The sequence below is a fragment of the Pseudomonas sp. dw_612 genome, from assembly GCF_018449725.1.
Classification (GTDB): Bacteria; Pseudomonadota; Gammaproteobacteria; order Pseudomonadales; family Pseudomonadaceae; genus Aquipseudomonas.
The window spans coordinates 42,386-60,850 of sequence record NZ_JAAVVC010000013.1 but is presented as its reverse complement, the minus strand read 5'-3'; the positions used below and the strand labels follow the sequence as shown (position 1 = coordinate 60,850).

At 58.9% G+C, this 18,465-nt stretch carries 13 protein-coding genes and 1 tRNA gene; 3 read left to right on the top strand and 11 right to left on the bottom strand.

Annotated elements, in window-relative coordinates; genetic code table 11:
- Window positions 1-254 precede the first annotated feature (254 nt).
- The 5 genes from HB680_RS19825 to rpsU form a co-directional block, all read right to left on the bottom strand.
- Window positions 255-331, bottom strand: a tRNA-Ile gene (locus HB680_RS19825).
- Window positions 332-346: 15 nt separating this feature from the next.
- Window positions 347-4,093 carry a bifunctional diguanylate cyclase/phosphodiesterase gene (locus HB680_RS19820; protein WP_213940220.1) on the bottom strand — a complete coding sequence of 1,249 codons (3,747 nt, stop codon included), beginning with the start codon at window positions 4,091-4,093 and terminating at the stop codon, window positions 347-349.
- A gap of 123 nt (window positions 4,094-4,216) precedes the next feature.
- Window positions 4,217-6,067 carry an RNA polymerase sigma factor RpoD gene (gene rpoD / locus HB680_RS19815; RefSeq protein ID WP_123410550.1) on the bottom strand — a complete coding sequence of 617 codons (1,851 nt, stop codon included), beginning with the start codon at window positions 6,065-6,067 and terminating at the stop codon, window positions 4,217-4,219.
- Between the two features lie 67 nt (window positions 6,068-6,134).
- Window positions 6,135-8,111: a DNA primase gene (gene dnaG / locus HB680_RS19810; RefSeq protein ID WP_213940219.1), complete on the bottom strand. Its 1,977-nt coding sequence runs from the start codon at window positions 8,109-8,111 to the stop codon at window positions 6,135-6,137.
- Window positions 8,112-8,594: 483 nt separating this feature from the next.
- Window positions 8,595-8,810: a 30S ribosomal protein S21 gene (rpsU, locus tag HB680_RS19805; RefSeq protein WP_002551877.1), complete on the bottom strand. Its 216-nt coding sequence runs from the start codon at window positions 8,808-8,810 to the stop codon at window positions 8,595-8,597.
- Window positions 8,811-9,009: 199 nt separating this feature from the next.
- On the opposite strand from rpsU, the gene tsaD reads away from it, so the two are divergent.
- Window positions 9,010-10,035 carry a tRNA (adenosine(37)-N6)-threonylcarbamoyltransferase complex transferase subunit TsaD gene (gene tsaD, locus HB680_RS19800; protein ID WP_213940218.1) on the top strand — a complete coding sequence of 342 codons (1,026 nt, stop codon included), beginning with the start codon at window positions 9,010-9,012 and terminating at the stop codon, window positions 10,033-10,035.
- A 35-nt stretch (window positions 10,036-10,070) separates the two neighbouring features.
- On the opposite strand, the gene plsY is transcribed toward tsaD, so the two are convergent.
- Window positions 10,071-10,640, bottom strand: coding sequence for a glycerol-3-phosphate 1-O-acyltransferase PlsY (plsY, locus tag HB680_RS19795; protein ID WP_213940217.1), 570 nt, complete (start codon window positions 10,638-10,640; stop codon window positions 10,071-10,073).
- A gap of 74 nt (window positions 10,641-10,714) precedes the next feature.
- Between plsY and folB the strand changes: the two genes are divergently transcribed.
- Both folB and folK read left to right on the top strand, forming a co-directional pair.
- A complete protein-coding gene (gene folB, locus HB680_RS19790) occupies window positions 10,715-11,071 on the top strand; it encodes a dihydroneopterin aldolase (protein ID WP_008051601.1) in 357 nt (118 codons plus the stop codon).
- Window positions 11,062-11,580, top strand: a complete 519-nt coding sequence (folK, locus tag HB680_RS19785; protein WP_213940216.1) for a 2-amino-4-hydroxy-6-hydroxymethyldihydropteridine diphosphokinase — start codon at window positions 11,062-11,064, stop codon at window positions 11,578-11,580. The genes folB and folK overlap by 10 nt, the downstream gene beginning before the upstream one ends.
- Window positions 11,581-11,674: 94 nt before the next feature.
- On the opposite strand, the gene HB680_RS19780 is transcribed toward folK, so the two are convergent.
- The 5 genes from HB680_RS19780 to glpE form a co-directional block, all read right to left on the bottom strand.
- A complete protein-coding gene (locus HB680_RS19780; protein ID WP_213940215.1) occupies window positions 11,675-12,904 on the bottom strand; it encodes a multifunctional CCA addition/repair protein in 1,230 nt (409 codons plus the stop codon).
- A gap of 63 nt (window positions 12,905-12,967) precedes the next feature.
- Window positions 12,968-14,530 (bottom strand): SpoVR family protein, encoded by a 1,563-nt coding sequence (locus HB680_RS19775; protein ID WP_123513053.1) that lies wholly within the window; start codon window positions 14,528-14,530, stop codon window positions 12,968-12,970.
- Window positions 14,527-15,798, bottom strand: coding sequence for a YeaH/YhbH family protein (locus HB680_RS19770; protein WP_213940214.1), 1,272 nt, complete (start codon window positions 15,796-15,798; stop codon window positions 14,527-14,529). The genes HB680_RS19775 and HB680_RS19770 overlap by 4 nt, the downstream gene beginning before the upstream one ends.
- A 118-nt stretch (window positions 15,799-15,916) precedes the next feature.
- The gene (locus HB680_RS19765; RefSeq protein WP_054044143.1) at window positions 15,917-17,839 is read right to left on the bottom strand and encodes a PrkA family serine protein kinase; all 1,923 of its coding nucleotides are present in this window, start codon (window positions 17,837-17,839) and stop codon (window positions 15,917-15,919) included.
- A 296-nt stretch (window positions 17,840-18,135) separates the two neighbouring features.
- Window positions 18,136-18,465, bottom strand: a complete 330-nt coding sequence (gene glpE, locus HB680_RS19760; protein WP_054044142.1) for a thiosulfate sulfurtransferase GlpE — start codon at window positions 18,463-18,465, stop codon at window positions 18,136-18,138.

Here is an 18,465-nt window from a genome sequence, read left to right as displayed (position 1 = left end):
CTACGTGCGGCAACCGAGCTCTACGAAACGCTAGGGGCACAAACGAAAAAAGACGCCATAGGCGTCTTCTTCGATACGGTAAAGCAGATCCGGACACCACTTACGAACCGCCTTGCGCGGTTACGGCTTTCGCCGCTGGGAAGCGCTCAATCTCATCCGGTCAGTCGCTTCGACAGCTCGAATTTGATGAGAGATGGTATTCACGTCAATCATTAAACTCTGAAAAAAGCCGCGCATCAGCGCGGCTTTGAGTTTGGTGGGCCCACACGGACTTGAACCGTGGACCAAAGGATTATGAGTCCTCTGCTCTAACCAACTGAGCTATAGGCCCTCAGTAGGCCGCGGATTATAGCGACGGTTTCTCGGCTGTGCTATCCGAAAAATCCGATACGGCTATACGAAGAAACGTCGCGGCGAATTCCTCGGGTGGTAAGGGCAGGCTGACGATGTAGCCCTGTATCTGTTCGCAGCCTTCGGCGGCGAGGAATTCTTGCTGGGCCTGGGTTTCCACGCCCTCGGCGATGATGGTGAATTGCATGCTGCGGCCCAGGGCAATGATGGCTCGCACAATCGCTGCGTCGTGGGGGTCGTCCGGCAGGCCGCGGACGAAGGACTGGTCGATTTTGAGGATGTCCAACGGCAGGCGTTTGAGATAGCTCAGGGACGAATAGCCGGTGCCGAAGTCGTCGATCGCCAGTTGTACGCCGAGGTGTTTGAGTTGGTGCAGCACCGCCAGCGCTTCTTCGGCCTGGCTCATGATGAAGTTTTCGGTAATTTCCAGTTGCAGAAAACCGGGCTTGAGGCGGTTGTCCTTGAGCAGCTGTTCGATGCGGCCGAGCAAGTTCGGTTGGCGCAGTTGCGCGCCGGCGAGGTTGACCGACAGCGGGCCGAGGCTTTCGTAGAGTTGATTCCATTCGAACATCTGCCGGCAGGCGGTCTCGAGCACCCAATCGCCGATCTGCAGGATCATGCCGTTTTCTTCGGCCAGCGGAATGAAGTGCTCCGGTGGGACATCGCCGAACGTCGGGTGACGCCAGCGAATAAGCGCTTCGGCGCCCACCAGGCGATGGTCATCGAGGCTGATCTTCGGTTGATAGAAAAGGTGCAACTCATTGCGCTCGATGGCGCGCCGCAGTTCGTGTTCCAGCGCCACGCGCTCGCTGGCCTGGGCGGTAAGGTCGCGGGTGTAGCTTTCGACCCGGTTGCGGCCCTTGGCCTTGGAGCGGTACATCGCCGCGTCGGCATTTTTGACCAGCGTAGCAACGTCGCAGCCGTCCTTGGGATACAGGCTGGAGCCGATGCTGGCGCTGATGAAGAATTCGTGTTCGCCAGCCTGGAACGGCGCCGCAAAGCAGTTGAGCAGTTTGGTGGCGATGTGGTCGGCATCGGTGGCTTGCTGCAGGCCGGGCAGCAGGATGATGAACTCGTCGCCACCCAGGCGCGCCACGGTGTCGATGTCCCGCAGTTGCTCTTTCAGGCGCACGGCAATGCCCTTCAGCAGCAGGTCGCCGACCGGGTGGCCGAGGCTGTCATTGATGTGCTTGAAACGGTCCAGATCGAGGAACAGCACCGCGCCCTGGCCGCCGTTTTCCTGCTGGTTGTTGAGCGCGGTCAGCAGTCGGCTTTCGAACAGCGTGCGGTTGGGCAGGCCGGTGAGCGGGTCGTGGTGGGCTTGGTAATCGAGCTTGGCCTGGGCGTGCTTGAGGCTGGAGATGTCCGCGAACACCGCGACAAAGTGGGTGATGAACTTGTCCCGGTTGCGCACGGCGCTGATGGTCAGCCAGCTCGGGTACAGCTCGCCGTTTTTGCGTCGGTTGGAAATCTCGCCTTGCCAGTGTCCTTCAGCGGTCAGCTGATGCCACATGGCCGCATAGAAAGCGCTGTCGTGCAGGCCCGAGGCGAGCAGGCGAGGGGTGTGGCCCAACGCTTCGCTCTCGCTGTAACCGGTGATTTCGGTAAACGCGCGGTTGACTGCACTGATGTGCTGTTGGGTGTCGGTGATCAGTACACCTTCGGCGGTGCTTTCGAACACGGTGGCGGCTTGTTGCAGTTTTTCCTGCATCAGGTGCCGCTCGGTGATGTCCCGGGCGATGGTCAGCATGCAGTCTTCGTCCCCGATCGGCAGCGGACGACTCGACACCTCGCAGAGGCGGATCTGCCCGTCGTTGCGGCGAATGTGGCAGGTGAAGTCCCGGACGAAGCCATCCCGGTGCAGCAGGTCGAGCATCTGTTTGCGTTCGTTGAGGTTGACCCAGATACCCAAGTCCAGCGCCGAGCGATCTACTGACATCGCGCTGTTAAAGCCTGTAATGCGGCTGAAGCCCTCGTTGACCTCCAGCAGCAGGCCATCGCTCTGCCGGGACAACAGCAGGCCGTCAGGCGAGGCGTGGAAGGCCTTGGCGAACTTTTCTTCGGAGGTTTGCAGTTGTTGTTGGGTTTCCTTGAGCTGACTGATGTCCCGAACCACCACGACCAGTGCGGGCGTGGTGTCGAGATCGAAGGGTTCGGCGGAAATCAGGCCGGTAAACACTTGGCCGTTGTTGCGGCGAAAGGGCATTTCCAGGTTGCGGATGCTGCCGGCCTGTAGCCGCTGCAACAAGCCTGGGCCGACCCCCGGAATCCCCCAGATGTTCAACTCGGTGGCGGTCTGTCCGATGACGTCCACAGCTTTGAGCCCGATCTGTTCTTCAAACGCTTCGTTGACCTCCAGCAGGCAGCCATCGGACAGCCGCGCAATCACCAGGATGTCCGGGCATTGCTGGAATACCGAGGCGAACTTCTGTTCCGACAGGCGCAGCGCCTCTTCGGTGCGCTTGGCGTCGCTGATGTCGATCATCAGCCCGCGCAGCACCGGTTCATGGCCGTGCTCGATCAGGCTGACGATGTCCCGCACCCACAGGCAGCGGCCATCGGCCGTGATGACCCGGTAATCGACACTGTGATCGCGTCCGGCCAGCACTTCGTGATCGCAAAAGGTCTGGGCGCGGGTCAGGTCTGCCGGGTGAATGATGTTGCGCCAGAAGCCTGGAATCAGCCAATGGGACAGGGGATAGCCGAGCAGGTCTTCGGCGTGGGGCGACACGTAGCTGTAGGTGAAATCGCTGATCCGCGCTTCCCAGGCAATGGCCGACAGACTCTCCACCAATCCGCGATAGTGGTATTCACTGCTGCGCAGTTCCTGTTCCAGATCGATGCGTCGGGCAATTTCCGAGCTCAATCGGCGGTTGATCCGGATCACCACCGCCAGCACGGTCATCAGCAATAGCAAGCCAGGCAAGCCGTAAACCAGCAAGTCCGACCAGAAAGTCCGATGATCGAGGACGTTGCCGACCCAATGCTCCTGAATGGTGCTGACTTCGCTCGAACTCATGTCCGCGAGGACTTTATCGATGATGCCAACGAGCATCTTGTTTTTCTGCGGCACCGCCATCGCCAATTGATAGCGATAGGGCGTCTCGCCGCTGACATAGAGCCCGTCGAGCTTAAGCTGACGCAGGCTCCAGACGCTGGAGGCCAGATCACCGACCACGGCGTCCACTTCGTCGGTGGCCAGCGCCTGCAACGCCGAGCTGACGTTGGGCATCGCCACCAGGTTCAGGTCCGGGTGGTGGGTGCGTAGCAGTTCATGAGGTGCATAGTTTTCCACAACCGCGATTTTCAGGCCGTACAGGTCCTCGATCTTGCGCGGCTGAGGACCGCCGACGTGGGCGAGGATGACGATCGGAAAATCCAGGTAGGGGCGGGTGAACGACAGGTACGTCTGGCGTTCCGGTGTCGACATGATGCCCGGCAACAAGTCCAGCTTGCCCTGTTTGACCTGTTCCAGAACGACCGTCCAACTGACCGGCTCGATGGGGGTGAGCTTGATGTCCAGGCGTTGGCGAATCACGTTGATATAGTCCGCTGCCAGGCCTTGGTAACGGTTCTGTTCGTCACGAAACTCAAACGGTGGCCACGACGCATCGACGCCCAGACGCAAGTCCGGATGAGCCGCCAGCCAGCTACGTTCTTCGTCGGTCAGAGTCAGCGCGCCAGCCGTTGCGGTCCAGGTCATCAGCGACAGCAAAAAAAGCACGGTCGGCAATCTGGGCATAACGGTCTCGTTATGGCTCGGGGGGAATGTTTCGAGTGTAGACGGGCAATTCGGCGGGGGGGTAATGCGGGGAATTTAATCTGCATAAAGCAAAACCCCCGGCCTGGGCCGGGGGTTTTGTGATCACTCGTCGAGGAAGGAGCGCAAATGCTCGCTTCTCGTCGGGTGGCGCAGCTTGCGCAGCGCCTTGGCTTCGATCTGACGAATCCGTTCACGGGTCACGTCGAACTGCTTACCAACCTCCTCGAGGGTGTGGTCGGTATTCATGTCGATACCGAAGCGCATGCGCAGAACCTTGGCTTCACGGGCAGTGAGGCCGGAGAGAACTTCGCGAGTCGCTTCTTTAAGGCTCTCAACGGTAGCAACATCGATTGGCGACTGCATGGTCGAGTCTTCGATGAAGTCACCCAAATGGGAGTCTTCGTCATCACCGATCGGGGTTTCCATGGAGATCGGCTCTTTAGCGATCTTCAATACCTTGCGGATCTTGTCCTCAGGCATTTCCATGCGTTCGCCCAGCTCTTCCGGGGTCGGTTCGCGACCCATTTCCTGCAACATCTGCCGGGAAATGCGGTTGAGCTTGTTGATCGTCTCGATCATGTGCACCGGAATACGGATGGTGCGGGCCTGGTCGGCGATCGAGCGAGTGATCGCCTGACGGATCCACCAGGTGGCATAAGTCGAGAATTTGTAGCCGCGGCGGTATTCAAACTTGTCTACCGCTTTCATCAAGCCGATGTTGCCTTCCTGGATCAGATCGAGGAATTGCAGGCCACGGTTGGTGTACTTCTTGGCGATGGAGATCACCAGACGCAAGTTCGCTTCAACCATCTCTTTCTTCGCGCGGCGGGCCTTGGCCTCACCGATCGACATGCGACGGTTGATGTCCTTGATCTCGGCAATCGTCAAACCGGTTTCGGTTTGCAGCGCGATCAGCTTTTGCTGGCAACGAATGATGTCCGGTTGCAGACGACCAATGGCTTCGGCGTATTTGCCTTTGCCTTTGGCCAAGCCGTCGGACCAGCTTTCGTCGACTTCGTTGCCCGGGAACTGGCGCAGGAAATCGGCACGCGGCATGCGCGCATCACGAACGCAGAGCTGCATGATCGCGCGCTCTTGCTGACGCAGGCGATCGAGGGCACTGCGAACACGCTCGACCAGGCCTTCGAATTGCTTCGGCACCAGTTTAATCGGCATGAACAGCTCAGCCAGCAGCACCAGTTCGGCAATTGCCGCCTTGTTACCACGACCGTGCTTCTTCAGCGCCTTGCGGGTGATTTCCATCTGATCGGAGACAGCGCCAAAACGCTGTGCTGCGATGACCGGATCCGGACCGCTTTCGGCTTCTTCTTCGTCGTCGGTGCTGGCTTCAGCTTCGTCGTCGTCGGTGTCGTCGTCCGCTTTCACGGCTTTCGGATCGACAGGCGGCGGTACTTCGGCTGCAGGCGGCGCAATGCCGTCGTCCGGGTCGATATAACCGCTCAGGACGTCGGACAGGCGGCCACCTTCGGTGGTGACGCGAGTGTATTCGGACAGAATGTGGTCAACCGTGCCAGGGAAGTGCGCAATTGCGCCCATCACTTCGCGGATGCCCTCTTCAATACGCTTGGCGATTTCAATTTCGCCTTCACGAGTGAGGAGCTCTACCGTACCCATTTCACGCATGTACATGCGCACTGGGTCGGTGGTGCGACCAATGTCGGTCTCGACCGCTGCCAACGCTGCTGCTGCCTCTTCGGCCGCGGCTTCGTCGGTATCGGCGTCGGCCAGCATAAGGGAATCCTTATCTGGCGCAACCTCGAATACGTTGATCCCCATGTCGTTGATCATGCGGATGATGTCTTCCACCTGTTCCGGATCTGAAATATCCTCCGGCAGGTGGTCGTTGACCTCCGCGTAAGTCAGGTAACCCTGCTCACGACCAAGTGTGATCAACTCTTTGATACGAGACTGCTGTTGCGCTTTTCCGGACATAACACCCTATCCACTGAAGGTCTTGGCGGGCAAAAAACAAGCCGAGGATTATACCTGAGCTATGACCTCACGCGCCAGTTGAGGTCGGGGTTGATACAGCCATATTGCGTTTTAATAGGTCGCGCATCTGATTTGCGATCTGATTTGCTTCCTCCGCGGTCAGTCCTGGCTGCCTTGCTTTCCTGATTAGTACTTCCAGACTATCCGTGTGTTGCGTTGCCGATAGCCTAGTAATGGTGTCTAAAAACTGTTGTTCAAGGTTGTCACCGTCAATCAGCCACTCCTTTTCCGCCAACGCCTTGAGCAATTTGCCCTGTTCGGTCCCGTGCCAGCGGGCCATTAACTGGATTGAGTTTAGCTTAGGATTTTTTTGCACGGCCCCGATCAGGGCGACCAGCAACTGAGCGTAGGTATTGCTCTCATTGGCGAAGTGGTCGGCGGTTTCTACCTTGCCGGCCAGATCCGGGTGATGGATGAGCGTGCGCAGTGCGATCAACGTTGGGGCTTCCACTGCAATCGGTGTGCGTGGGGCGCTCGGTTGATCGCGGTCGCCACGCTTGCCATTCTTGTCCCAGGGTTTCTTATCCCACTTCTTGCCGCCGGCGCCGGGTTTCTTTGGCGTCCATTCCTGCTGCGGCGCATACATGTCTTGCGCTTGAGGCTGATGGTAGTCGCTGTAATCCGGCATGGCGTCGTAATCCATGCCCGGATCGTAGGCAGGCGGCGCGTCCTGAGGTGCGCTGTGCACCAGCTGACTGACGGCTTCACCTGTCAGGCCGGTGATTTCGGTCAGTCGTTGACGCATCAGGATGCGCAGGTTGGCGCCCGGCACTTTATCGATCAGCGGTGCAGCGAGGGTGGCCATGTGAGCCTTGCCTTCGAGCGAGCGCGGGTCTGATTCGACGGTCAGTTGCTCAAAGAAATAATCAGCCAGCGGTTGCGCGTGCTGGTTGATCCGAGCGCGGAACGCGTCAGTGCCCTCGGAGCGGACCAGCGTATCCGGGTCTTCGCCCTCGGGCAGGAACAAGAAGCGCGCGCGTCGACCGTCTTGCAGGCACGGCAGCGCCGCTTCGAGTGCGCGCCAGGCGGCGTTGCGGCCAGCCTGGTCGCCGTCGAAACAGAACAATACGTTGGGCACGACGCGGAATAACCGCTTCAAGTGCTCTTCGCTGGTGGCGGTGCCCAGGGTCGCGACGGCGTTGCGCAGGCCTTGCTGGGCGAGGGCGATGACGTCCATATAACCTTCGACGACGATGATCTCGTCAAGGTTGCGATTGTTCTTGCGTGCTTCATAAAGGCCGTAGAGCTCCTGGCCTTTATGAAATACCGGGGTTTCCGGTGAGTTCAGGTATTTCGGCTTGTCGTCGCCCAGTACGCGGCCGCCGAAGGCAATGATGCGCCCGCGGCTGTCGCGGATCGGGAACATCACGCGATCGCGGAAGCGGTCATAGCGTTTGCCGGTTTCGGCGTTCTCGATCAGCAGGCCGGCATCGACCATGGCTTTCTGTTGCAGGGTGTCGCTGCTTAAGTGCTTGAACAGATTGTCCCAGCCTGGCGGGGCGAAGCCGAGGCCGAAGTCCCGGGCGATTTCGCCGGTCAGGCCGCGACCTTTCAAGTAATCCACGGCTGCTTTGCGCGAGGGATGGCTTTTCAGCGCCTGTCGGTAAAAGTCGGCGGCGGCAGTGAGCAGCGGGTACAGCGGCGAATCGGTCGGCTGCCGCGGTTTGTGCGGACGGCCGCTTTCTTCGCGGGGGATTTCCATGCCGGCGGCTTTGGCCAGTTCTTCGACAGCCTGGACGAAATCCAGGTTGTCGTGATCCATCATGAAGCCGAGGGCATTGCCGCCAGCGCCGCAGCCGAAGCAGTAATAGAACTGTTTGTCGGGGCTGACGCTGAAGGATGGGGTTTTCTCTTTGTGGAACGGGCAGCAGGCGGTGTAGTTCTTGCCGGCTTTTTTCATTTGCAGGCGCGAGCTGACCACGTCGACGATGTCGGTACGGTTCAGAAGGTCGTCAATGAAGCTCTGGGGAATTAGCCCGGCCATGGCGTTCTCGTCATCTGCGCTGAAACGGATCCAAAACGAACGGCGAACGAGCGCGGGTCGTTGCTTGAGGCACACGCGTATGTGGCTCGACCGGTGTCGTCTGCGTAATCGCTGTCGGGAAGTGTATCTGCCGAAAATCCACTGACGTTAGTACCATTCAGTATTCGACTATTTGAAAGTGTTGCGCTGAAAATCCGCTACGGCCAATCGATGGCCCCGGATAGCTCAATAAGCGGGCACGCAAGCAGGTGCCTTGGGCTGATCGTCGTGAGAAGAATCAGTGGGTGTGCTCGTCAGTAGCCTTGGAAGGCTCGTCAGAAAAGACGTGCACCGCTGGCAAAAGAGCCAGGTCTGACGCTGTGAAGCAGGTTTGTCCGAGTCGCATCTGCGGCGTAGACGGTGAAGCATCAAGCGTTTTACGCAAATGCCATAAGCCCGGCTGAGGGCCGGGCTTGGCAGAAGCTTGCTACGAACGTCTGTGTATTAGTACAGACGAACGGCGCGGCGCTGTTCGCGCTGTACTTTCTTGGCGTGACGCTTAACAGCGGCTGCTGCTTTGCGCTTACGCTCAGAAGTTGGCTTCTCGTAAAATTCGCGGCTACGAACTTCAGCCAGTACACCGGCTTTTTCGCAGGAGCGCTTGAAACGACGCAGAGCTACGTCGAAGGGTTCGTTCTCTTTTACTTTGACGGCTGGCATCCAGAGCTACCTTCATTCATTACCGGGGTCAACATCCTCGCGGCAAAAGAGCACTTGAAGACGTCGGTTTTTAAGGGTTGCGGATGTTAACTCCTCATCGACCGGAATGCAAAGCCTCTGATCGAAAACCGCTAGTCGGGGCATCCCATGGCGACTATTATGCGCGCCTTCGAATTCAGCCTAAACAAGGCGCAAACCCATGCTAGTACTGGGATTAGAAACCTCCTGCGACGAAACCGGTGTCGCATTATATGACAGTGAACGCGGCCTGCTGGCCGACGCGCTGTTCAGCCAGATCGACCTGCACCGCGCCTATGGCGGTGTGGTGCCGGAGCTGGCCTCCCGTGATCACGTCAAACGCATGCTGCCCTTGATTCGTCAGGTGTTGGCTGAAGCCGGCTGCGTGCCGACCGAGATCGACGCCATCGCTTATACCGCGGGTCCTGGCCTGGTCGGAGCGCTGCTGGTGGGCGCTTCCTGTGCCCAGGCGCTGGCCTTTGCCTGGGGTATTCCAGCCCTCGGTGTGCACCACATGGAAGGCCATTTGCTGGCGCCGATGCTGGAGGCAAAACCGCCGGAATTCCCGTTCGTCGCTTTGTTGGTATCGGGCGGTCATACGCAGCTGGTTCAGGTTGACGGGATTGGCCAATACACGTTGTTGGGCGAGACCCTCGACGATGCCGCCGGTGAAGCGTTCGACAAGACCGCGAAGATGATGGGCCTCAATTATCCGGGCGGTCCGGAAATCGCACGGTTGGCGGAGCAAGGGGTTGCAGGGCGTTTCACTTTTCCGCGTCCGATGTGTGACCGTCCGGGCCTGGCCTTCAGCTTCAGCGGTTTGAAAACCTTCGCGCTCAATACCTGGCAGCAATGCGTCAGCGCCGGGGGCGACAACGAGCAAGCCCGTTGCGACATCTCGCTGGCGTTCCAGCAGGCCGTGGTGGAGACTTTGACCATCAAGTGCAAGCGTGCCCTGAAAGCGGCCGGCATGAAGCGTCTGGTGATCGCTGGCGGCGTCAGCGCCAACAAGGCCCTGCGTACGTCGCTGGAGAAAATGCTCGGCGACATGCAGGGCGACGTGTTTTATGCGCGTCCCGAGTTCTGCACCGATAACGGCGCGATGATTGCGTTTGCCGGTTGCCAGCGTTTGCAGGCCGGTCAGCACGAAAGCCTGGCGATCAGCGTGCAGGCGCGCTGGCCGATGGAGCAATTGTCGGGGCTGTGAGGATGTGCGGGATGAGCGGCGCTCATGTGCGGTATTTAAAAATGCCGTTCGCGCCCTGCAAACAGGTCGCGTAGATTGCCGCGATGACGCCAGACGATCAGCGCCGTGAGTGCGCTCATCGGCAGCAGTGCCGCCGGCTCTTGCCAGGCGAGCAGTGGCAGTGTCAGCGGTGTGGCGATCAGCGCCGCCAGTGAGCTGGTGCGGGTCAGGTAGAACGTCAGCAGCCAGGCGCAGACCGCCAGCAGGGCCGCTGGCGGGTAGAGGCCCAGCAACATGCCGGCGGCGGTGGCGACACCTTTACCGCCGCGAAAGCGGAAGTACAACGGGAACAGGTGGCCGATGACGGCACAAACGCCGATCCAGGCCTGTTCTTGCAGCGAAAGGCCGGCAACAGCGGCGATCAGTACGGGCAACAAGCCTTTGCACAGGTCGCCGAGTAACGTCAGGACGGCGAGTTTCTTGCCGGCCAGGCGCAACATGTTGGTGGCGCCGGCATTGCCCGAGCCACTCATTCGCGGATCCGGGTTGCCGGTCAGGCGGCTGAGCAAAATGGCGAAGGACAGAGAGCCGAGCAGGTAGGCGAGGGTCGCCAATAACCAAAACATGCTAACTATTCCGGGCGAGGACGCCCTGATTCTAACGGCGCATTGCGCCCTTGTCGTGCAGCGGAGAAAAGTGCTTGGACAGAGTGTTTATCGAGGGCCTGGAAGTCGACACCGTAATTGGTGCCTACGACTGGGAGCGAGGCATCCGCCAGTGTCTGCGACTGGACCTGAGCTTCGCCTGGGACAATCGTCCGGCAGCGGCTGGCGATGACCTGACCCTGGCGCTCGACTATGCGAGCGTTTCGTCGCGTATCCAGGCGTTTGCCGAGCAAGCACAGTTCCAACTGGTCGAGACCTTTGCCGAGCGTTTGGTTGAAGTCTTGATGAGCGAATTCAAGATCACCTGGATGCGCCTCAAGCTGACCAAGCCAGGTGCGGTTCCTGCCGCTACGGGTGGCGTGGGCGTGGAGATCGAGCGCGGATGTCGCTGACTCAGGTGTACCTCGGGCTCGGTAGCAATATCGAGCGCGAAGCCCATTTGCAGGCTGGCCTGGACGCCCTCGCGGATTTTCTGGTGGATATCCGCTGCTCGGCGGTGTTCGAAAGCCAGCCGGTGGGGATCAAGAGTGGCCCGTTCTTCAATTTCGTGGTGTCGGCCTTCACTGACCTGCCGCTGATGGAACTGGATCGCCGACTGAAATTCATCGAGGCGGACAACGGCCGTTATGCGCCGGAGCGCAAGGGCCTGCCCCTGGATATCGATGTGTTGTTGTTCGGCGATCTGGTGGGCAACTTCGACGGTTTGATCCTGCCTCGGGCAGAGATCCTGAAAAATGCCTTTGTGCTGTGGCCGTTGTCGCTGATTGCGCCGGAAAGAGTGCATCCGGGCGTAGGCAAAAGCTTCGCGACCTTGTGGAGCGAGGCGCAGATTGATCAGGTGTTGGCGCCGGTAGGGTTCGAGTGGCGTGGGGAACAGTTGACGCCTTCAGATTTGTTGTGAGGCGGATGGCGCCTTCGCGAGCAAGCCCGCTCCCACATTGGATTGTGCGAACGCCAGAGATCCAATGTGGGTGCGGGCTTGCTCGCGAAGCTTCTCAGGCAGACGCCGCCTCTTTGTAGGCCTTCAACGCCTTTAGCCGCTCACGCTTGATCGCCTCACCCAGCTCAGGCCCCTTGAACCCCTTCTCCAGCAACGGCTGCACAGCAACACTTCGCGCCGCTGAAGCCGCCCCGCGCAAATAATCCGCTTGTGGATAACTTCGCTGTTCCAGGCCTTTACGTCCGCGAGCATCCATCTCACACGCCGCAATAAATTCCTCAAACCGCTGCGGCCGACGGTACACGTCGAAACTCTGCAGCAACTCCAGCAATGTCGACGGCTTCAGCTCCAGGGCTCGATGCCCGTGGGTGTGATATTGGCCCACCAGCAACGCCAGTTCCTGACAGTCTTTCGGCGCCTTGAATCGCTCATTGACCGCTTTGATCAGCTTCAGGCCCGTGTGCTCATGGGCGATGTGCCGCGGCCAATCCTCTTTCGGGGTCAGGCCTTTGCCCAAGTCATGCAGCAGGCACGCCCAGCGAACGGTCAGCGGTTGTGTGTGCAGCGCTGCTTGTTCCAGTACGCTCAAGGTGTGTACGCCAGTATCGATTTCCGGGTGATGGGCCTCGGGTTGCGGCACGCCGAACAGCGCGTCAACTTCCGGCATCAACACCTGGAGGGCACCGCAGGCGCGCAGTACCTCGATGAATACCTGTGGCTGATCTTCCATCAGGGCGCGGGAGATTTCTTTCCAGCTACGTTCGGCCGTCAACGCCTCCAATTCGCCGGAATCGCTAAGTTGACGCATCAACTTCAGCGTCTCAGGTGCGACAGTGAAACCCAGCCCGGCATAGCGAGCAGCGAAGCGGGCAACACGCAGAACCCGGAGTGGATCTTCGGCGAACGCGGGGGAAACGTGGCGAAGCAGGCGCGCTTCAAGATCGCGCTGCCCGTGGTAAGGGTCGGTCAAATTCTGTTGATCGTCCTCGGCCATTGCATTGATGGTCAGGTCGCGACGAATCAGGTCTTCTTCGAGGGTGACTTCGGGGCTGGCGTGGAACGTGAAGCCGCCGTAACCACGTCCGCTTTTGCGTTCGGTCCGGGCGAGGGCGTATTCCTCACCGGTTTTTGGGTGAAGAAACACTGGAAAGTCCGAGCCCACCGGGCGAAAGCCCTTGGCGAGCATTTCTTCGGTGGTGGCGCCTACCACGACCCAGTCGATATCGGTGACAGGCTTGCCCAGCAGGCGATCGCGTACGGCGCCGCCAACTTTATAAATCTGCATAAAAAACCTCCGTTAGCTCGACAGAATAACCGTTGCGTCGAACTTCCGGAGGCAGAAACAGAATCAAAGGTGAATGACAGCCAGGTCGAGCCGACCGTAATCCCCCTCGGCATGTTCGCTTCTGGGTGGCACGTGATGGACTTTCATCACTTGGTCGCCTTGCAGGGTTTCCAGGTGAATGTCGAAGCCCCACAGCCGATGCAGGTGTTTGAGCACTTCCTCGGTGGATTCGCCCAGGGGTTTGCGGTCGTGCTGCTGGTGACGCAAGGTCAGTGAGCGGTCGCCGCGCCGATCAATGCTGTAGATCTGCACGTTGGGTTCGCGATTGCCCAGGTTGTACTGGGCGGCCAGAGTTTCACGGATGGTCCGGTAGCCGGGCTCATCGTGAATGGCCGGGACCAGCAGGTCGTCCTTCTGGTCGTCATCGAGAATGCTGAACAGCTTCAAGTCGCGGATCACTTGGGGCGACAGGTACTGCAGGATGAAACTTTCATCCTTGAAGCTGCTCATGGCGAACTTGATGCTCGACAGCCAGTCGGTGCCGGCGATTTCCGGGAACCAGCGGTAATCCTCTTCGGTCGGGTGTTCGCACATGCGCCGGATGTCCCGGTACATGGCAAAACCCAGGGCGTAGGGGTTGATGCCGCTGTAGTAGGGGCTGTCGAAGCCCGGTTGCATGACCACGCTGGTGTGGGACGTCAGGAACTCCATCATGAAACCGTCGGTGACCAGGCCTTCGTCGTACAGGTCGTTCATCAGCGTGTAGTGCCAGAACGTGGCCCAGCCCTCGTTCATCACCTGGGTCTGGCGTTGCGGATAGAAATACTGGGCGATCTTGCGCACGATCCGCACGATTTCCCGTTGCCACGGTTCCAGCAGCGGCGCGTGTTTTTCGATGAAGTACAGGATGTTTTCCTGCGGTTCGGCGGGGAAGCGAGCGTTGTCCTTGTCGCTGTACTTGTCCGCGCCTTTTGGAATGGTGCGCCACAAATCGTTGATCTGTTTCTGCAGATGCTCTTCACGATCCTTCTGCCGACGACGTTCTTCTTCAGCGGAAATCGGATACGGACGTTTGTAACGGTCAACGCCGTAATTCATTAGGGCGTGGCAGGAGTCGAGCAGGTCTTCCACCGCGTCGATGCCGTGGCGCTCCTCGCATTGCATGATGTACTGTTTGGCGAACACCAGGTAATCGATGATTGAACTGGCGTCGGTCCAGGTGCGGAACAGGTAATTGCCCTTGAAGAAACTGTTGTGCCCATAGCAGGCATGAGCCACAACCAGCGCCTGCATGCAGATGGTGTTTTCTTCCATCAGGTAGGCGATGCACGGGTCCGAGTTGATGACGATCTCGTAGGCCAGGCCCATCTGGCCGCGGGTGTAGGATTTTTCGGTGCTGAGGAAGTGCTTGCCGTAGGACCAATGGTGATAACCCAGGGGCATGCCGACGGAGGCGTAGGCGTCCATCATCTGCTCGGCGGTGATCACTTCGATCTGGTTGGGGTACGTATCCAGGGCATAACGGGCCGCCAGGCGACTGATTTCCTTGTCATAGGCCTGGATCAGCTCGAATGTCCATTCGGAGCCGGTGGAAATGGGTTGGCGCTTCTGCTCTTTGGCGGTCATGTCACTAACCTGCGCTGGAAGAGTTCACGGAAGACCGGGTAGATATCCCCGGCCGAGACCAGTTGCTGCTGGGCAAAAGTGTCAGAAAAGGCTTCGGCGATGCGTTCGTATTCGAACCACAGGGCCTGGTGTTCGCGTGGGGTGATTTCAACGTAAGTGTAGTACTGCACAAACGGCATGATCTGGTTGATCAGAATGTCGCGGCAGATCGGCGAGTCGTCGTTCCAGTTGTCGCCGTCGGAGGCCTGGGCGGCATAGATGTTCCACTCGTTGCTTGGGTAACGCTCGGCCATGATCTCCTGCATCAGTTTCAACGCGCTGGAAACGATGGTGCCGCCGGTTTCCCGCGAATAGAAGAACTCTTCTTCGTCCACTTCCCGGGCGCTGGTGTGATGGCGAATGAACACGACGTCGATCTTGTCGTAGTTACGCTTGAGAAACAGGTACAGCAGGATGAAAAAGCGCTTGGCGATGTCCTTGGTCGCCTGGGTCATCGAGCCGGAGACGTCCATCAGGCAGAACATCACCGCTTTGGAGCTGGGGTTAGGCTGCTTGATGAGCAAGTTGTATTTGAGGTCGAAGGTATCGAGGAATGGCACCCGGTGAATCCGCGCGCTGAGTTTCTCGATTTCTGCTTCGATATCCTGGATATCGCCGAAGTTGTCCGGTTCTTCCCGTTTAAGTCGAGCCAGTTCCTCTTTGGCGTCACGCAACCGTTTCCGGCTGCTGCCTGACAAAGCGATGCGGCGGGCATGGGCCGAACGCAGGGTACGGATGATGTTGATCCGCGACGGGTTGCCCTCGTTACTGATGCCTGCGCGAACGGTTTTGAAGGTATCAGTGCCGGTCAGGTTGCGTTTAACCAGGTTCGGCAGTTCTAAGTCCTCGAACATGAATTCGAGGAATTCCTCCTGGGTGATCTGGAAGACGAACTCATCCATCCCTTCGCCAGAGTTGCCGGCCTTGCCGGGACCTCTGCCGCCGCCCCCTCCGGGTGGCCGGGCAATGTGCTCGCCGCTGGTGAATTCCTTGTTGCCGGGATGCACGACGGTCTGCTTGCCGCCACGACCGTGGTGAAGCACCGGCTCGTCGATGTCGCGGCCGGGAATGCTGATCTGTTCGCCATGTTCCATATCGGTAATGGAACGCCGGCTGACCGCCTCTTCGACGGCCTTTTTGATGTGATCACGGTAACGCCGCAGGAACCGCTGGCGGTTCACCGTGCTCTTGTTCTTGCCATTGAGACGTCGGTCGATCACATAGCTCATAGGGCCCTCCGGGCAGCTTCAAGTTGTGAGCTGCAAGCTGCAAGTAGAAGCAGTTGCCCGGATATCAGGGCTTACGCGCTTGGTTCTTGTCGCTTGCAGCTTGGAGCTTGCCGCTGCGTCACTGCGATTTCCGGACCCGTAGGTACCATTCGGAAAGAAGCCGTACCTGTTTGTCGGTGTAGCCGCGCTCGACCATCCTTGTGACGAAGTCGTTGTGCTTCTGCTGGTCCTCTTTGCTGGCCTTGGCATTGAAGCTGATGACCGGCAGCAGGTCCTCGGTGTTGGAGAACATTTTCTTCTCGATGACCACCCGCAGTTTTTCGTAGCTGAGCCAGGTCGGGTTCTTGCCGTTGTTGTTGGCCCGGGCACGCAGGACGAAGTTGACGATTTCGTTGCGGAAATCCTTCGGATTGCTGATGCCGGCCGGTTTTTCGATTTTTTCCAGTTCTTCGTTCAGCGCCACGCGGTTGAGGATCTCGCCGGTTTCCGGGTCGCGGTATTCCTGGTCCTGGATCCAGAAGTCGGCGTACAGCACGTAGCGATCGAAGATGTTCTGGCCATACTCGCTGTAAGACTCGAGATAAGCGGTCTGAATCTCCTTGCCGATGAATTCGATATAACGCGGCGCCAGGTATTCCTTGAGGAAACGCAGGTAGCGCTCGCGGGTTTCGGCCTGGAATTGTTCCTGTTCGATCTGTTGTTCCAGCACGTAGAGCAAATGCACCGGGTTGGCGGCGATTTCGTGCGGATCGAAGTTGAAGACCTTCGACAGAATCTTGAACGCGAACCGGGTCGACAGACCGTTCATGCCTTCATCCACGCCGGCGTTGTCGCGGTATTCCTGGATCGATTTGGCTTTCGGGTCGGTGTCCTTGAGGTTCTCGCCGTCATACACGCGCATCTTGGAGTAGATGTTCGAGTTTTCCGGCTCTTTAAGGCGCGAGAGCACGGTGAACTGAGCGAGCATTTTCAGGGTGTCGGGCGCGCAATGGGCCTTGGCCAGCGAACTGTTGAACAGCAGCTTGTCGTAGATCTTCACTTCGTCGCTGACCCGCAGGCAGTACGGCACTTTGACGATGTAGATCCGGTCGATGAACGCTTCGTTGTTCTTGTTGTTGCGGAAGGTGTGCCACTCCGATTCGTTGGAGTGAGCCAGCAGAATCCCGGTGAACGGAATCGCGCCCAGACCTTCGGTACTGTTGTAGTTGCCTTCCTGGGTGGCGGTCAGCAATGGGTGCAGCACCTTGATCGGTGCCTTGAACATTTCGACGAATTCCATCAGGCCCTGGTTGGCCCGGCACAGTGCGCCCGAGTAGCTGTAGGCGTCGGCGTCGTTTTGCGGGAATTCTTCCAGTTTGCGGATATCGACCTTGCCCACCAGCGCCGAGATGTCCTGGTTGTTCTCATCCCCAGGTTCGGTCTTGGCCACGGCGATCTGGTTGAGGATCGACGGATAAAGTTTCACCACCCGGAACTGGCTGATGTCGCCGCCGAATTCGGCCAGGCGTTTGGTCGCCCAGGGCGACATGATGGTGTTGACGTAGCGCCGGGGAATGCCGAAGTCTTCCTCGAGGATCGCGCCATCTTCAGTGGCGTTGAACAGACCCAGGGGCGATTCGAAAACCGGGGAGCCCTTGATCGCGTAGAAGGGCACTTTCTCGATCAGCTGTTTCAGCTTTTCGGCCAGGGACGATTTACCGCCGCCGACGGGACCGAGTAGGTAGAGAATTTGTTTCTTCTCTTCCAGACCCTGGGCTGCATGGCGGAAATACGACACGATCTGGTCGATGCATTCTTCCATCCCGTGGAAGTCTTCAAAGGCCGGATAGCGGCGGATCACCTTGTTGGAAAAGATTCGCGACAGTCTCGAGTTGGCCGAGGTGTCGAGCAGCTCCGGTTCTCCGATGGCCAGCAGCAGACGCTCGGCGGCGGAAACATAGGCGCTGCGGTCCTTTTTACACAGCTCCAGGTACTCTTGCAGCGAGAGTTCTTCCTGGCGTGTGGACTCGAAGCGTTGTTGGAAGTGGCTAAAGATACTCATGACGTCACCTCGCTCGATACGTGGAGCCGACGCCGGATCACTCAGTCGATGCTGGCAGCAACCGAACAGGCAGTTGCTGTTTACCCCCCAGAACTCTTTCGGAGCTGACTCCCCCGAAAGCTACTCCCGATGACCCGCGCGCCGGTGTACCGGCTCTCCCCTGTTTTGGATGGCCTGCGCTTAAGGATAGTTGCTTATTCGGGAGGTAAAGGCGAGATACGTAATTAGTTGTGGCAGACCGTTCGTCTGCCACCGCGCGAGCCCACGGGGGCCGGGGCTTGCACGTTACAAAAAAATTATTCGGAAGTGCCTTGCGCCGTTTCCGCGGGATACGTCGTGCGCCACAGCTCAAAACCGCCGTCCATGCTGTAGACGTCGGAGAAGCCCTGACTGATCAGGTACGCCGCCGCGCTCTGGCTGGAATTGCCGTGATAGCAGACCACCACCGTCGGTGCATCAAGGTCGGCGGCGCGGATGAAATCCGAGATGGAAACGTTGTCCAGATGCTTCGAGCCGGCGATGTGCAGCGCGGCGTAGGTTTGCGGATCGCGAACATCGACCACCACTGCGCCTTGTTCGCGCAGGGCCTGGGCCTGTTCTGGGGGGATACGTTTGAATTCGCTCAT

What these genes read in the sequence shown, in the direction of transcription:
- HB680_RS19820 (WP_213940220.1), bottom strand. Translation starts at nt 4,093, where the DNA reads ATGCCCAGATTGCCGACCGTGCTTTTTTTGCTGTCGCTGATGACCTGG.
- rpoD (WP_123410550.1), bottom strand. Translation starts at nt 6,067, where the DNA reads ATGTCCGGAAAAGCGCAACAGCAGTCTCGTATCAAAGAGTTGATCACA.
- dnaG (WP_213940219.1), bottom strand. Translation starts at nt 8,111, where the DNA reads ATGGCCGGGCTAATTCCCCAGAGCTTCATTGACGACCTTCTGAACCGT.
- rpsU (WP_002551877.1), bottom strand. Translation starts at nt 8,810, where the DNA reads ATGCCAGCCGTCAAAGTAAAAGAGAACGAACCCTTCGACGTAGCTCTG.
- tsaD (WP_213940218.1), top strand. Translation starts at nt 9,010, where the DNA reads ATGCTAGTACTGGGATTAGAAACCTCCTGCGACGAAACCGGTGTCGCA.
- plsY (WP_213940217.1), bottom strand. Translation starts at nt 10,640, where the DNA reads ATGTTTTGGTTATTGGCGACCCTCGCCTACCTGCTCGGCTCTCTGTCC.
- folK (WP_213940216.1), top strand. Translation starts at nt 11,062, where the DNA reads ATGTCGCTGACTCAGGTGTACCTCGGGCTCGGTAGCAATATCGAGCGC.
- HB680_RS19780 (WP_213940215.1), bottom strand. Translation starts at nt 12,904, where the DNA reads ATGCAGATTTATAAAGTTGGCGGCGCCGTACGCGATCGCCTGCTGGGC.
- HB680_RS19775 (WP_123513053.1), bottom strand. Translation starts at nt 14,530, where the DNA reads ATGACCGCCAAAGAGCAGAAGCGCCAACCCATTTCCACCGGCTCCGAA.
- HB680_RS19770 (WP_213940214.1), bottom strand. Translation starts at nt 15,798, where the DNA reads ATGAGCTATGTGATCGACCGACGTCTCAATGGCAAGAACAAGAGCACG.
- HB680_RS19765 (WP_054044143.1), bottom strand. Translation starts at nt 17,839, where the DNA reads ATGAGTATCTTTAGCCACTTCCAACAACGCTTCGAGTCCACACGCCAG.
- glpE (WP_054044142.1), bottom strand. Translation starts at nt 18,465, where the DNA reads ATGAGCGAATTCAAACGTATCCCCCCAGAACAGGCCCAGGCCCTGCGC.